The sequence below is a fragment of the Pseudomonas sp. A25(2017) genome (assembly GCF_002001065.1).
Lineage (GTDB): Bacteria > Pseudomonadota > Gammaproteobacteria > Pseudomonadales > Pseudomonadaceae > Aquipseudomonas > Aquipseudomonas kilonensis.
Genome location: NZ_MUOA01000060.1, coordinates 179,381 through 194,170, shown reverse-complemented (window position 1 = coordinate 194,170; position 14,790 = coordinate 179,381). Strand labels below are relative to the sequence as shown.

Genomic DNA, 14,790 nt, shown 5'->3' with positions numbered 1-14,790 from the left:
AGGGTGCTGGTTTTGGGGCCGCTTCGCAGCCCAGCGGGGATAAATCCCCTCGCCACATGATGTCACTAGGCTTGAGGGTGTGTTTGGGGCCTACATCACCCGCCAACCCCCACCCAACGCCCTGTACAACGCCACACTCGCCTGCACCCGCGCCAATCGCAGTTGCACGTTCATGTCCTGGGCGGCGTACAGCGTGCGTTGGGTTTCCAGCACGGTGAGCAGGTCTTCGGCGCCGGCCTGGTAGCGGCGTTGGGCGAGGTCGAAGGCGGTCTGGGCCTGGTGCAGTTCTTCGCTTTGCCATTGCCGTTGGCGGTCCAGGCCGTTGATGCCGTTCAGGGCTTTTTCGACGTCGGCGAAGCCGTTGATGATGGCTGCGCGATAGAGCTCCAGCAGTTCCTCCTGGCGCGCGGTGGCTCGGTCGCGTTCGGCGCTCAGGCGGCCGTTGTTGAAGATCGGCGCGGCCAGGCCGGCGGTGAGGTTGTAGACGTTGTTGCGCAGCAACTGGTTGGCGATGTCGGCGCCGGTGGCGAGGCTCAGGCCCAGGGTCATGCTGGGCAGCATGGCGGCGCGGGCGACGGTGATGTCGGCCTGGGCGGCGGCGAGGCGGGCTTCGGCGGCGGCGATGTCCGGGCGGCGGCTCAGCAATTGGCTGGGCACGCCAGCGTCGATGGCGGGCCAGTGCAGGCGGTCGAAACTGTCGTCGTCGAGCCTGACCGACTGCACCGGTTGCCCCAGCAGCGTCGCCAGGGTGATCAAGGCTTCGCGGGCCTGTTGCTGCACCTGAGGCAAGCGGCGTTGCTGGGCTGCCACCAGGCTTTTTTGCTGGGACAGTTCCAGGGCTGTGGCACTGCCGGCGTCGTAGCGGGTCTGCACCAGGTCGAGCACGCGTTGGGCGTTGCCCAGGTTCTGTTCGGCGATGCGCTGTTGCTCGCGCAGGGACAAGGCCTGGGTGTAGCTGTTGGCGACGCCGCTGAGCAGGGTCAACTCCACCGTCGCGCGGTCGAACTGGCTGGCCGACAACGTCTTCAACGCACTGTCCCGGGCCGCCCGTTTGCCGCCCCAGAAATCCAGCTCATAAGTGGCACTGAGGTTGGCGTCGTAGTAATCGATGGTGCGGTTGTTCCGATCCACATCCAGCTGGCTGTAGCCCTTACCCCGTAGCAATTCCTGGCGATTGCCGTTGAGCCCGGCCGTGACCGCTGGCAGCAACGGCGCGCCGGCGATCACGGCGCTGGCCTCGGCCTGGCGCACCCGGGCCATGGCGGCGGCCAGGTCGTGGCTGTCCAGGCGCGCTTGCTCGATCAAGCGGTTCAATTGCGGGCTGCCAAAGTGTGTCCACCACTGCTGGTTATCCGCCCGGGCGTTGGGTGTATCGAGGTTCTGCCAGGCCGGTGGCGGTTGGAGGCCGCTGTCCGGGGCCGACGCAGGGGTGGCGCAGGCCGCCAGCAACAGGCTGGCGGCCAGGAGGGTCAGGTGGACTTTCATAGCGTGGGGTTCATTCACTGGTAAGGGCCGCGACCGGGTCGAGGCGGGCGGCCTTGCGGGCCGGCATGAAACCGAAGACAACGCCGGTGACCAGCGCGCAACCGAAGGCGCCGAACACCGCCAACCATTCGAAGGCCACGGCGATCTTGCCCAGCAGCAACGCGCCGCCCACCAGCAGGGCCAGGCCGATACCAGTGACCCCACCGACCACCGAGAGCATCACCGCTTCGGTGAGAAACTGGCGCAGGATGTCGCGCTGGCGGGCGCCGGTGGCCATGCGGATGCCGATCTCGCGGGTCCGTTCACGCACGGTCATGAGCATGATGTTCATCACGCCGATGCCGCCCACCAGCAGCGAAATCGCCGCAATGGCCCCGAGCATCAGCGACAGCGTGCCCTGGGTGCGGGCCTCGGCCTGGATCATCGCGGCGTTGTTGGTCAGCTCGAAATCCTGCTTGCCGTCGTGCAGGCGCAACAGGGTGCGGGAGACCGCCTGTTCGGCCTCCTTGACCTTGCCGGCGTCCCGGGCGGCGATCACCACGTACTCGGGATGGCGCGTGCCGAACAGCCGCACGCTGGCGGCAGAGTAGGGCACCGCGACGCGGTTGTCGGCGTCCGAGTCCCCGGAGCTGGCGCCTTTTTCGGCCAGTACGCCGACCACTTGGAACGGCACGTTCTCGATCAGGATGTAGCGACCGATGGGGTCGGCGACATCCTTGAGCAGTTTCTGTCGGACCCTGTGGCCGATCACCGCCACCGCCGCCGCGCTGCGCTCGTCGGCCTCGCTGAAGTAGCTGCCCTGGGCCACCGGCCAATTGAAGATGATCGGGAAATTAGTGTCGTTGCCGCCGACGTAGCTGGTGTGGTCGAGGTTGCCGAAACGCACGCTGGCCTCGGCACCGTTGACCGGCATGATCCGCTGCACCTCGGGCAGGGTGGCGAGGGCGGCCAGGTCGTATTCGCTGATAATGCCCTTGGTAGCGCGCGGCGTGGGCGCGATGCCGTTGAGGTAGATGATGTTCGAGCCGAAGGCGCCCATCTGGGCCATGACCTGGCGCTTGCTGCCTTCGCCCACGGCCAGCATGACCACCACCGAGGCCACGCCGATGACGATGCCCAGTAGCGTCAGGGCGGTGCGGAAACGGTTGATCCACATCACCCGCCACGCCGCCTGTACCGCGTCCACCAGCTCACCTTTCCAGGCGCCGTTGTGTTCGCTGCCGGCACTCAGGCGCTGGCGCAGGTCCACGGCTTGCAGTGCCTTTGGATTGGCTTGCACGTCAGTTGGCAAAGAAGTGGCGCTGTCGCTGATGATCAGCCCGTCGCGGATTTCGATGATGCGCTTGGCCCGGGCCGCCACTTCGCGGTCGTGGGTGATCAGGATGACCACGTGGCCCTGGCTCGCCAGTTCGTCGAGCAAGGCCATGACCTCGATGCCGCTCTGGCTGTCGAGGGCGCCAGTGGGTTCGTCGGCGAGGATGATGTGGCCGCCGTTCATCAAGGCCCGGGCTATCGACACCCGTTGCTGCTGGCCGCCGGACAATTGATGGGGACGGTTGCCGGTGCGGCTGGCCAGGCCCAGGCGGTCGAGCAGGGCGCTGGCCCGGGCGTGGCGCTCGGCGGCCGAGGTGCCGGCGTAGATGGCTGGCATCTCGACGTTTTCCTGGGCGGTGCCGGAGGGGATCAGGTGATAGCCCTGGAACACGAAGCCGAACGCTTCGCGCCGCAGCCAGGCCAATTCATCGCTGCCCAGATTGGCGACGTCTTCGCCGGCGAAACGGTACTCGCCGCTGGTGGGGCGGTCGAGGCAGCCGAGGATGTTCATCAAGGTGGACTTGCCGGAGCCGGACGCGCCGACAATCGCCAGGAATTCCCCGGCGTGAATGGCCAAGTCGATGCCGCGCAGCACCTCCACCCGAGGACTGTCGCCACCGCCGTAGGCCTTGCGAATGTCCCGCAGTTCGATCAGGGGCGTGTTCATTCAGCCTCCGCTGCCGGTGGCCGGGCCGATCAGCACCCGGTCGCCTTCGCTCAGGCCGTCGACAATCTCGGTGCGCAGCCGATCGCTGACGCCGGTGCGAACGCTGCGCGGCTGGACATCGCCATTGTCGGCCAGCACCCGCACCTGGCTGGCGTCCTGCAAGGCGGCGATGGGCACGGTCAACACGTTCTTGGCCTGGGCGGCGACGAAAAACACCTGGGCGGTCATGTCGGTCATCAGCGCGCGGTCGGCGTTGTCGACGTCGAGTAATACGGTGTAGAGCACCACCCGCTCGCTGCCGCTGCGACCGCCCGTGGGGCTGCCGCCCTGGCTGGCTTCCAGCGGGCGTGGCGGCACCGGGAGGATCTGGCGAACGGTGCTGCTCCAGCGCCGGTTGCCGCCGGACAGGGTGGTGAAATAGGCGGTCATGCCCGGTTTGACGTGGCCGATGTCGGCTTCCGAGACTTCGGCCCAGACCGTCATCGGCGATAGCCGGGCGATGCGCAGGATCAACGGGGTTTGCTGCTGGGCGTTGAGGGTCTGGCCTTCCCGCGCACCGACGGCGACCACGGTGCCGCTCATCGGCGCATAGATGCGCGTGTAGCCCAGCTCGGCCTCGTCGCTGCGCAGGCTGGCCTGGGCCTGGCGGATCTGGGCCTGGAACATGTCGATGCGCGCCTGGGTCGCCCGCACTTCGGCCTGGGCAGTCTGCACGTCTTCCTCGCGGGTGGCGCCGCCGGCCTTGAGTTGCTGCTGGCGACGGGATTTCTGCTGCGCCAGGTCGTGCTGGGCGCGCTGTTCCTGGAGCTGGGCCTTGAGGTTCTCGATGGAAAAGCGTCCGGCGTCGAGCTTGGCTTTTTGCGTGGACGGGTCGATTTCGACCAGCAACTGGCCTTCACGCACCTCGTCGCCGGCTTCCACGTGAATCTTCTGGATCTGCCCGGACGCCTGGGCGCCGACGTCGACATAACGCCGCGGTTGCAGGGTGCCCAGGGCGGTGACGCTGTTTTCTATATCGCCCCGGGTGACGGGTGCGGTGACCAGGGGCGCACGGCTTGGCGCCACCGCTTGCCACGCGGCGAAGGCCACGGCCGGAAGCAGGGCGAAGGTGAGAAGCCAGGCGCGTCGGGTAGGGCGGGGACGTTTCATGCAGGGTTCCGGCCGGTGATATCGGGCCCGTCCGAGGAAGGGCAGGGATGGGAGGCTGTTCTGGTAAACGAGCGTTCCGGGCGGGAATTTACTGGTGTGAAACACTTGGTAGCAGTTGGCGGAAGGGCAACGCAATAACCAAGTCAGGTGATGTGGTGGCGAGGGGATTTATCTGTGGCGAGGGGATTTATCCCCGCTGGGCTGCGCAGCAGCCCCCCATCGCCAAGCACTCGGTGTGCCAGATGGTTCGAGTAACAGGTTTTGGGGCCGCTTCGCAGCCCAGCGGGGATAAATCCCCTCGCCACAACAGCGGTTCTCGGCGCCACTGGAAATGAACGAATCAGCCCGGATACAAACCAAAGCTTTAAATCTATATGAGAATTACTATAAATTACGCGATTGAATCTGCCACTATCGTGCCATTGCCTGTCCCGGGCATGCCGATTGGGCACAGGGATAGCGGTCGCAGTCATTGCGCACGGGAGTCATGTTGGAAAACTACTATCGCGAGCTGGTGTGTTTCCTGAACGCCAGGCTAGGTAACCGCCAGGCGGCCGAGGATGTGGTGCATGACGCCTATGTGCGGGTGCTGGAGCGTGCCAGCGACGTCCCCATCGAGCAACCGCGGGCGTTTCTCTACCGCACGGCGCTGAACCTGGTGATCGACGGGCATCGGCGCAATACCCTGCGCCAGGTCGAATCCCTGGAGGTGCTGGACAACGAAGAACGCTTCTTCACGCCGTCGCCCCACACCAGTCTCGACCATGGCCAGCGCCTGGACATGCTCCAGCGCGCCCTGGCCGAGCTGCCGCCGCTGTGCCGCGAGAGTTTCCTGCTGCGCAAGCTCGAAGGCCTGTCCCATCCGCAAATCGCCGAGCGCCTGGGCATTTCCCGGGCGCTGGTGGAAAAACACATCGTCAACGCCATGAAGCACTGCCGCGTTCGCGTGCGACAGTGGGACGCGCCCTGATTCGGTCGTCACCGGTCACCCGGCGGTAAATTTTTTTTCATTGTCCTCGTTCCTCTCAACAGACGACTTGCCGGCGCCTCGAACGCCGGTCAGGTTCCCCAGGCTTTTCGTGCCCTGTTGAGGGGCTTTTCCAGAGGACACTGGACATGACACAGGCAATTGCATCGCCCATCGTTCACGACTTGATCGGCATTGGCTTCGGCCCTTCGAACCTGGCGTTGGCCATCGCGCTGCAGGAGCGGGGGCCGGTCCAGGGTGAACTGGACGTGCTGTTCCTCGACAAGCAGGCCGACTACCGCTGGCACGGCAACACCCTGGTGACCCAGAGCGAATTGCAGATTTCCTTCCTCAAGGACCTGGTGACCCTGCGCAACCCCACCAGCCCGTATTCGTTCGTCAATTACCTCAAGCACCACGGTCGCCTGGTGGATTTCATCAACCTCGGCACCTTCTACCCGTGCCGCATGGAGTACAACGACTACCTGCGCTGGGTGGCCGCACAGTTCGCCGAACAGAGTCGCTACGGTGAAGAAGTGCTGCGCATCGAGCCGGTGCTGCACAACCAGCAGGTCGAAGCGCTGCGGGTGATTTCCCGTGATGCCCAGGGCGAAGAGTTCGTCCGCACCACCCGTGCGCTGGTGGTCAGTGCTGGCGGTACGGCGCGCATCCCCGAGGCGTTCAAGGCGTTCAAGGATGACGCGCGGGTATTCCACCATTCCCAGTACCTGGAACGCATGGCCGGCCAACCATGTGTGAAGGGCCAACCGATGAACATCGCCATCATCGGCGGTGGGCAGAGCGCGGCGGAGGCCTTCATCGACCTCAACGACAGCTTCCCTTCGGTACAGGTCGACATGATCCTGCGCGGCTCGGCCCTCAAGCCGGCGGATGACAGCCCGTTCGTCAACGAAGTGTTCTCGCCGGAATTCACCGACCTGGTGTTCCAGCAACCCCACAGCGAGCGCGAGCGCCTGGTCAACGAATACCACAACACCAACTATTCGGTGGTGGACATCGACCTGATCGAACGCATCTACGGGATTTTCTATCGCCAGAAAGTCTCTGGCGTCGCCCGTCATGCGTTCCGCACCCTCACGACGGTGGAGAAAGCCACGGCCAGCGACGCCGGCGTGGAGTTGGCAGTGCGCAACAACGCCACGGGAGAGCTGACCGTGCGCCGTTATGACGCCGTGGTGCTGGCCACCGGTTATGAGCGGCAGATGCACCGCACCTTGCTGGAACCCCTGGCGCAATACCTGGGGGATTTCGAGGTGGATCGCAACTACAAGCTGATCACCGACGAGCGCTGCAAGGCGGCGATCTACATGCAGGGCTTTTGCCAGGCCAGCCATGGCCTGAGCGACACCCTGCTGTCGATCCTGCCGGTGCGCGCCGATGAAATCGCCGGCTCGCTGTATGAACACGGGAACCATCGCGGGCAGGCGCGTCCGGTGCCTGATTTGCGGTTGGCCGCTGTGTAGGAGCTGTGTAGGAGCTGTCGAGCGAAGCGAGGCTGCGATCTTTCCCCAAACACTTGAGTCCCAAGTGAAAGATCAAAAGATCAAAAAATCGCAGCCTCGCTTCGCTCGACAGCTCCTACAAAACAACCGCAAGCCAATCAGGAAATTCTTCAGAAATTTCCTACACTCATTTCACAGCCTCCTGCTGTTTGAAAGGCTTGGTTCGCTGTTCCCTCGTATTGGCAGTCTGAACCCCTCAGCCGGTCCACCCTGACTGAACGTGCAGTCGACGGTGCGCCGGGCCGACTACGCCAAACGAAACACCCTGATCAGATGATGCTGCTTCTACGCACAGGCCTGGTGGCGCTGTTGTTGGGCTCATTGAGTGTGGCGCCACCGGTGGGCGCGGCGCCCGAGGCGCTGCAGGTGCTCGGGCGCTCCAATGTGAGCGATTATTCGGTGTCCCTGGACGATGCCGACTGGACCTGGCTGCGCCAAAAGGGCACGTTGCAGCTGGGCGCCTCGGCGCCGGACTACGCGCCGTTCAGCATCACCGGCAATGGTCGCGACTATGAAGGCCTGACCGCCGACTACGCACAATTGCTCGGGCAACTCTTGCACGTCCAGGTGCAGGTCCAGCGCTATCCGTCCCGTGCCGAATCGCTCCAGGCCCTGCGCGGCGGCGAGATCGATATGCTCGGCACCGCCAACGGCTTCGAAGCCGCCGATCCGGACCTGGCGATGTCCCAGGCCTATGCCGATGACCTGCCCACCCTCGTGGCCCGCATCGACGACAGCCAGGATTTGCCCACCGACCTGGCGGGCAAGCGCGTGGCGATGCTGTATCACTACTTGCCGCCGGAGACGGTCGAGGCGTTTTATCCCGAAGCCTCCTTGCAGCTGTTCCCCTCGACCTTGAGCGCCATCGGCGCCGTGGCATTTGGTCAGGCCGACGTTTATCTGGGGGATTCGATCAGTTCCAACTACCTGATCAGCAAGAATTACCTGAACAATATTCAACTGGCCGATTTCTCGCGCATGGAAGTGCAGCCGTTCGCCTTTGCGGTCAGCCGCGATAACGCGCGGCTGTTGCGCATCGTCAATGCCGCGCTGCAAGCCATTCCCGCCAGCGAACACATGAGCATCCTGAGGCGCTGGAGTGCCGGCGGCGCGAGCATGCCGGGTCAGCAGGCGCTGCATTTCAGCGTCAAGGAGCAGCGCTGGCTGGATGCCCACCCACGGATCAAAGTCGCCGCCAACGAAAACTTCCTGCCGCTGACGTTCTTCGATGAACAAGGCCATTTGCGCGGCATCGGCGCCGATGTGCTGGCGAGGATCAGTTTGCGCACCGGTTTGAAATTCGATGTGCAGCGTGGCGGTTCGGTTGACGATTTGATCGGGCAGATCAAGAGCGGCAAGGCCGATGTCCTGGCGACCGCCATACCCAGCACCGAACTTGAAGACGAGTTGCGCTTTACCCGACCGTACCTGACGAACCCGTTCGTGCTGGTGGTGCCCGCTCGGGCCAAGGGCCCGCTAACCCTGGACCAGATGGCCGGCAAGCGCCTGGCGCTGGTGCGCGGCAACGTGTTGCGCGAGTTCCTGCTGGAGCAATTCCCCCGCGTGCAGTTGGTGACGGCACAAACCACCGCCGACGCCATGGCCATGGTCGCCGCCGGCACGGCGGACGCTGCGATCAATCCGCTGATCAGCGCCCGCTACATGATCTCCCGCCAGTACCGCGACACGTTGCAGGTCACCAGTACCGTCGGCACCTTGCCCGCGCGCGTTGCGTTGGCGACGAACCGGGGCGCATTGGAGCTTTACTCGATTCTCGACAAGGCGCTGTTGAGCATTTCTCCCGAAGAGATGGACGAGCTGACCAACCGCTGGCGCAGCGAGGTGGTGATCGACGACAGTTATTGGCTGCGCAACCGCACCACGATTCTGCAAGGGTTCACCGTCGCTGCGCTGCTGTTGCTGGTGACCTTGGGCTGGGTCATTTACTTGCGGCGCCTGCTGGAGCAATTGCGCGTCGCCAAGGAAAGCGCCGACGACGCCAATCGGGCCAAGACCACTTTCGTGGCGACCATGAGCCATGAGATCCGTACGCCGATGAATGCGGTGATCGGCCTGCTGGAACTGGCCCTGAAAAAAGCCGACCAAGGCATCGTGGACCGCTTCGCCATCGAGGTCGCGTCGGGGGCCGCCCATGGCATGCTGGACTTGATCGGCGACATCCTCGACATCGCCCGCATCGAGTCGGGCAAGTTGTCGCTGGCGCCGCAGCGGGCCAATCTGCACGAATTGACCGAGTCGGTGGCGCGGATTTTCGAGGGCCTGGCCCGGCAGAAACACCTGCGCCTGCAACGGGTATTGGATGCCGGGGTCAACCGTGACGTGTTGATCGACCCGTTGCGCTTCAAGCAGATCGTCTCGAACCTGTTGAGCAACGCCATCAAATTCACCGAACAGGGTGAGGTGCGCCTGAGTGTGCGCGGCGAGCTGGACGTTGAACACGGACGCCTGGGCGTTTGCCTGCGCGTCGAGGACACCGGCTGCGGTATTTCGCCTGAGGACCAGCGTCGCCTGTTCAGCCCCTTTACCCAGGCCAGCCACACGACCCAGTCGGCGCGCAGCGGTTCCGGGCTGGGGCTGGTCATCAGCCGCACCTTGTGCGAAATGATGGGCGGCACCCTGACGTTGCGCAGCGTGGTGGGGGCGGGCACGCAGGTCGAGATCCTGCTGGACCTGCCCCTGCTCGACGCTTTGCCGACCGCGCCGCCTGTCGAGGCCGAGGCGCCGGTGCCGGACCGGGCGTTGAGTATCCTGGTGGTCGACGACTACCCGGCCAACCGCTTGCTGCTGTCCCAGCAACTGGGCTACCTGGGCCATCGTGTCCAGGAGGCGCAGAACGGTGTCGAGGGTCTGCAGGCCTGGCGCAGCGAATACTTCGATGTGGTCATCACCGACTGCAACATGCCCTTGATGAGCGGCTACGAACTCGCACGGGCCATTCGCGACGAAGAGCGTGCGCAAAACCTGTCGCCCGGGGTGATCCTGGGCTTCACGGCCAACGCCCAGCCTGAGGAAAAGGACCGCTGCGCCGAGGCCGGGATGGACGATTGCCTGTTCAAACCCATTGGCCTTCGGGAGCTCAATGCGTGCCTGGCTTCGGTCACGCCGCACGCGGCGGCGCCTCAGCCCAGCGATGGCTTTGATTTGACCAGCCTGGAACAACTGACCGGCGGCGACACGACCGCCATCAGGGCGCTGCTGGAGGAACTGGTCAGCAGCAATGCCGACGATCTAGCGCGACTGTTGCACCTGTCCGGCCGACACGACTTGCCGGGCCTGGCGGACCTGGCGCACCGGATCAAGGGCGGGGCGCGGATCGTCCAGGCGCAACGCCTGATCGCCGCCTGCGAGGCGCTGGAAAGCGCTTGTCGGGGCGGCGACACGTTGCTGCTCGCCCAAACCGTGGAAGATATTCGCCAAGCCATCGAGCACCTGGCGGAGCAACTGAAGACCTAACAAGGGCTTCGTCTGGCTTCATTTTAGGAATAGTCCTACATCGTCTTTCAAACGCTTCCTCTAGCCTGACGGCCCTTAATGTTCTGAGCCGGTTTCTACCTGGCGCGTTGCTATTGGAAAGCTTGCCATGCCGAACAAAGCACTCCGTATCCTGATTGCCGACCCACACCACGCTCATCGAATCGTGCTGGAGCGCCTGTTCAATCAACAGGGCTATTTCCGGATTGTCCCCGTGAGCCATGTGCAAGAGTTGCTGACGCTGGTGGAGTACGGCAGCGAGCCCTTCGACCTGATTGTCGTCAATGCCGGGCTGGCAAGCGGGGCGTTGGACTTGCACGATTTTGTTATCTATAACCCACAGGTTCGTCACGGAATGATTTACAACGCGCCACCGGCCAGTCGGTCGTCGGTGCCCGTTGCGCGTCGATCGAGCCTGCACCTGAGCCAGGCGCCACTGCCTGACCTTGCCTCCCTGCGACGCCTGATGGAGCGGGTCGACCCTCATGCCAGTGAGTCGCTGCAACCGTGGCTCCACCCTCTCAGGCAGGGCCATGGACGCTGAGGAAGACCGCTGGTCTGCACTGTCGGATCTGACAGGTGGCAGGGCTTGGGGCTTGTGCAAGAGTCCGGTGCAGTCATGGCGCCGGTGCCGTTTGTAATGACCTGGGGAATTGCCTTGAAAGACGTGTTGATCGTGGATGACCACCCTGTCATACGAGGGGCGCTGCGGCTTATTTGCCAGAATGAGGCATTCACCCATATCCGGGACGCCAGCGGTGTGGCCGATGCCAGGGCCCTCATCAAGGAGTGTGCGCCAGACCTGGTGATCCTGGACCTGGTGATGAACGGTTTCGATGGCCTGGACCTGCTGGTCTGGATCATGGCCCAGTTCCCTGAGTGCAGCGTGCTGGTGTTCACGGCCCAGGATGCGCAGCATTTCTGCAACCGCTGCATCTCGGCCGGTGCGCGGGGCTTTGTGACCAAGAAAAGCGACCTCAAGGAGCTGACCAAGGCCATCCAGGCCTTGAAGTCCGGTTATGCCTATTTTCCGCAGATGTCCGTCAGGCTGGATTTTCAGCAGCGCAGCGAACAACAGGCGCTGGAAAGCCTCTCCACCCGCGAGTTGTCCATCCTGCGCATGCTGGCCATGGGCATGCGCGGCAAGGACATCGCCGAAAGCCTGTTCCTGAGTCCAAAAACCGTCAGCACCTACAAGACTCGGCTGCTGGAAAAGCTTGGCCTGCAATCCTTGGTGGGGCTGTCGGAATTTGCCAAGCGCAATCATATTTGAATGAGTTACACCAAATAATGTGGGAGCGAGCCTGCTCGCGATAGCGGCCTGACAGTCAATCCATCATCGGCAGATGTACCGCTATCGCGAGCAGGCTCGCTCCCACAGTTTTTTGATCGCTGTTCTCCAGATAGAACGCTAAAGCCGATTTTTGCAGTCTAGTGCTGCAAAGGTGTCGGTTCTAAGCTGTCTCCATTAAATCGCAGCACCTGATTTTTGGAGACACAGCATGAAAAACATCATCGGCCTCTACACCAGTCCACGGCCCCATTGGGTCGGCGATGGCTTCCAGGTTCGCACGCTGTTTTCCTATGACAACCTGGGCAAGCACGTCAGCCCGTTCCTGCTGCTGGACCACGCCGCCCCGACTGAATTTACGCCCACCACCGAACGTCGTGGCGTCGGCCAGCACCCGCATCGCGGTTTCGAAACCGTGACCATCGTCTACCAGGGCGAACTGGAGCACCGTGACTCCACCGGCAGCGGCGGCAAGATCGGTCCCGGCGACGTGCAATGGATGACCGCTGCTTCCGGCATCATCCACGAAGAGTTCCACTCCGAAGCCTTCGCCCGGCAGGGCGGGTTCATGGAGATGGTCCAGTTGTGGGTCAACCTGCCCGCCAAGGACAAGATGGCCCCGGCCGGCTACCAGACGATCCTCAAGGGCGACATTCCGAACATCGCCTTGAAGGATAACGCCGGCAGCCTGCGCCTGATTGCCGGGCGCTTCGAAGGGCAGCAAGGCCCCGCCAGGACCTTCACGCCCATCGACGTCTGGGACATCCGCTTGAATGCCGGGAAAAACCTCATCCTTGACCTGCACGAAGGCCACAACACCGCATTGGTGGTGCTGCGAGGCTCGGTCCAGGCCAATGGCCGCGAACGGGTCGAGGCCGGGCAAATGGCCCTGTTCGACCGGGCTGGCGACCAATTGAGCCTGCAAGCCAATAACGATGCCGTGGTGCTGCTGCTCAGTGGCGAGCCGATCGACGAACCCATCGTCGGTCATGGTCCGTTCGTGATGAACAGCGAGCAGGAAATCCACCAGGCCTTCAACGATTTCCACTCGGGGCGTTTTGGCCGGATGGACGATTGAACGCGAAAACAACAGCCACTCCGATCCAAATGTGGGAGCGGGCTTGCTCGCGAAGGCGTTGTGTCAGCAGACATTTACTTCACTGACACTCCGCCTTCGCGAGCAAGCCCGCTCCCACAGGAGTTTTGCGGGGATCTCTACAGCCTGGTCAATCTGTGCCAATCTTCGCCAATCGCCTTCCTGGAGCTGTCCCGATGCTGTCTCTGATCTCCGAGCACCCGCTGCTCTGTGCCCTGGCGCTGCTGGTGCTCGACCTGTTGATGTGGCATTTGGTCAGTGCGGCTCGGATCTATTGGAAAGTCGGCGCAAGGCTGGTGATTTTTTCGTTGTTCAGCGTGCTGCTGTTCAACGAGGGTCTCAACCCCATGGTCCCGGCGCAGTGGGTTGACGATGTGCCGCGGCACCTGGCGGCTACCGGTTTGCAGATCACCTGGTGGCTGTTTGCCGCGCGAACCCTGACGGTGCTGATCGGCGCGGCGATGATGCAACGGGTCGGCCATACCGGGCGGTTGCTGCAGGATTTGCTCGGCGCGGTGATTTTCCTGATCGCCGTCATCGCCGCAATGGCCTACGTACTGGATTTGCCGGTCAAAGGCGTGCTGGCGACGTCCGGCGCGATGGCGATCATCGTCGGCCTGGCCTTGCAGAGCACCCTCAGCGACGTGTTCTCCGGGATCGTGCTCAACACCACCAAGCCTTATCAGCTCGATGACTGGATTTCCATCGACGGCACCGAAGGCCGGGTCACTGACATCGATTGGCGGGCCACGCGCTTGCAGACCGCCCAGGGCAGCATGGCGGTGATTCCCAACTCGTTGGCGGCGAAGGCCAAGGTCATCAACTTCAGTCGACCCAGCGACGTCCATGGTCTGTCCATCAGCATCCAGGTCAGCCCTCATGCGCGGCCACAAACCGTGATCGACGCGTTGGAGCGGGCGATGATCGGCTGTCGTTCCTTGCTCGCCAGCCCGGCCCCCTGCGTGACGCTCAAAAGCAGCGGCAGTGGCGGCGCGGAGTACGAGATCAGCGGGTTCGTTGCCTCCATGGCCCAGAAACGCACGGTGCGCAACCAGCTGTTCGACCTGGCGTTCCGGCATTTGCAGGCGTCGGGCGTGAGCCTGTTGTCCACCAGTGAAAGCGCGGCTCCCCAGGCGGTGTCGCGGCCCCGGGCGTTGCTGGAAAGCTCGAACATTTTCTCTACCCTGCGCCAGGACGAGAAAGACACCTTCAGCCAGAACATGACCCTGCAGACCTTCCGTGCGGGTGACGTGATCCTGGCGGCCGGGGAGGTCAGCGATCATCTGTTCATCATCGAGTCCGGGGTGGTCAGCGTGACCCTCATGCGCAACGGCCAGCCACTCGAGGGCGGGCGCATGGGGCCGGGGGAGGTGATCGGCGAAGCCGGGATCGTCGCCGAGCAGGCGGCGCTGGCGAATTTTTCCGCCAAGACTTTCTGCACCCTGTACCGCATCGAGAACAGCTACCTCAAGCCATGCCTCGAGGCCCGTCGCGACATCAACGACGCGATGAAAAACCTGCTGGACGTACGTATGCACCTGGCCCAGAACCTGACCCGCGAAGCCCCCAAGCCCATCGCCAAGAAACGCTTTTTGCAATGGTTGCGCAGCCGGGCTTGAACCGCGCTCCCTCGCTGTGTGGGAGCAAAGCTTGCTCGCGAAACAGGCGCCTCGATCTCTGAAGGACTGCATCGCACCCATCGCGGGCAAGCCTTGCTCCCACAATTCCCTCGCCACGATAGATTCGTGTTCTTCCCAAAGGATTAGCATCGGTCTGCCATTGGCCACCCGAACTTCCCAACAATTG

General features: G+C 63.4%; 10 protein-coding genes. 7 read left to right on the top strand and 3 right to left on the bottom strand.

The window, feature by feature from the left end; all coding sequences use genetic code 11:
• Positions 1–90: 90 nt before the first annotated feature.
• Genes B0E42_RS13670 through B0E42_RS13660 form a run of 3 tightly spaced genes read right to left on the bottom strand, consistent with a single transcriptional unit; the run spans position 91 to position 4,615 of the window.
• Positions 91–1,485 (bottom strand): efflux transporter outer membrane subunit, encoded by a 1,395-nt coding sequence (locus tag B0E42_RS13670; RefSeq protein WP_077506634.1) that lies wholly within the window; start codon positions 1,483–1,485, stop codon positions 91–93.
• 10 nt (positions 1,486–1,495) lie between these two features.
• Positions 1,496–3,466, bottom strand: a complete 1,971-nt coding sequence (locus B0E42_RS13665) for a MacB family efflux pump subunit (protein ID WP_077506633.1) — start codon at positions 3,464–3,466, stop codon at positions 1,496–1,498.
• On the bottom strand, positions 3,467–4,615 hold the full coding sequence (locus B0E42_RS13660) for an efflux RND transporter periplasmic adaptor subunit (RefSeq protein WP_077506632.1): 1,149 nt from the start codon (positions 4,613–4,615) through the stop codon (positions 3,467–3,469).
• Positions 4,616–5,102: 487 nt separating this feature from the next.
• On the opposite strand from B0E42_RS13660, the gene B0E42_RS13655 reads away from it, so the two are divergent.
• The 7 genes from B0E42_RS13655 (at position 5,103) to B0E42_RS13625 (ending at position 14,603) form a co-directional block, all read left to right on the top strand.
• Complete coding sequence (locus tag B0E42_RS13655; protein WP_033062455.1) at positions 5,103–5,585, top strand: sigma-70 family RNA polymerase sigma factor; 483 nt, start codon at positions 5,103–5,105, stop codon at positions 5,583–5,585.
• Between the two features lie 146 nt (positions 5,586–5,731).
• Positions 5,732–7,066, top strand: a complete 1,335-nt coding sequence (locus tag B0E42_RS13650) for a lysine N(6)-hydroxylase/L-ornithine N(5)-oxygenase family protein (RefSeq protein WP_053180708.1) — start codon at positions 5,732–5,734, stop codon at positions 7,064–7,066.
• Positions 7,067–7,378: 312 nt separating this feature from the next.
• Complete coding sequence (locus tag B0E42_RS13645; protein ID WP_077506631.1) at positions 7,379–10,579, top strand: transporter substrate-binding domain-containing protein; 3,201 nt, start codon at positions 7,379–7,381, stop codon at positions 10,577–10,579.
• Between the two features lie 127 nt (positions 10,580–10,706).
• Entirely contained in the window at positions 10,707–11,141 is a 435-nt protein-coding gene (locus B0E42_RS13640) for a response regulator (protein WP_053180703.1), read from the top strand.
• A 75-nt stretch (positions 11,142–11,216) separates the two neighbouring features.
• Positions 11,217–11,870, top strand: coding sequence for a response regulator transcription factor (locus tag B0E42_RS13635; protein WP_018602867.1), 654 nt, complete (start codon positions 11,217–11,219; stop codon positions 11,868–11,870).
• 229 nt (positions 11,871–12,099) lie between these two features.
• Complete coding sequence (locus tag B0E42_RS13630; protein WP_018602869.1) at positions 12,100–12,966, top strand: pirin family protein; 867 nt, start codon at positions 12,100–12,102, stop codon at positions 12,964–12,966.
• Positions 12,967–13,160: 194 nt separating this feature from the next.
• Complete coding sequence (locus tag B0E42_RS13625) at positions 13,161–14,603, top strand: mechanosensitive ion channel family protein (protein ID WP_018602871.1); 1,443 nt, start codon at positions 13,161–13,163, stop codon at positions 14,601–14,603.
• Positions 14,604–14,790 lie beyond the last annotated feature (187 nt).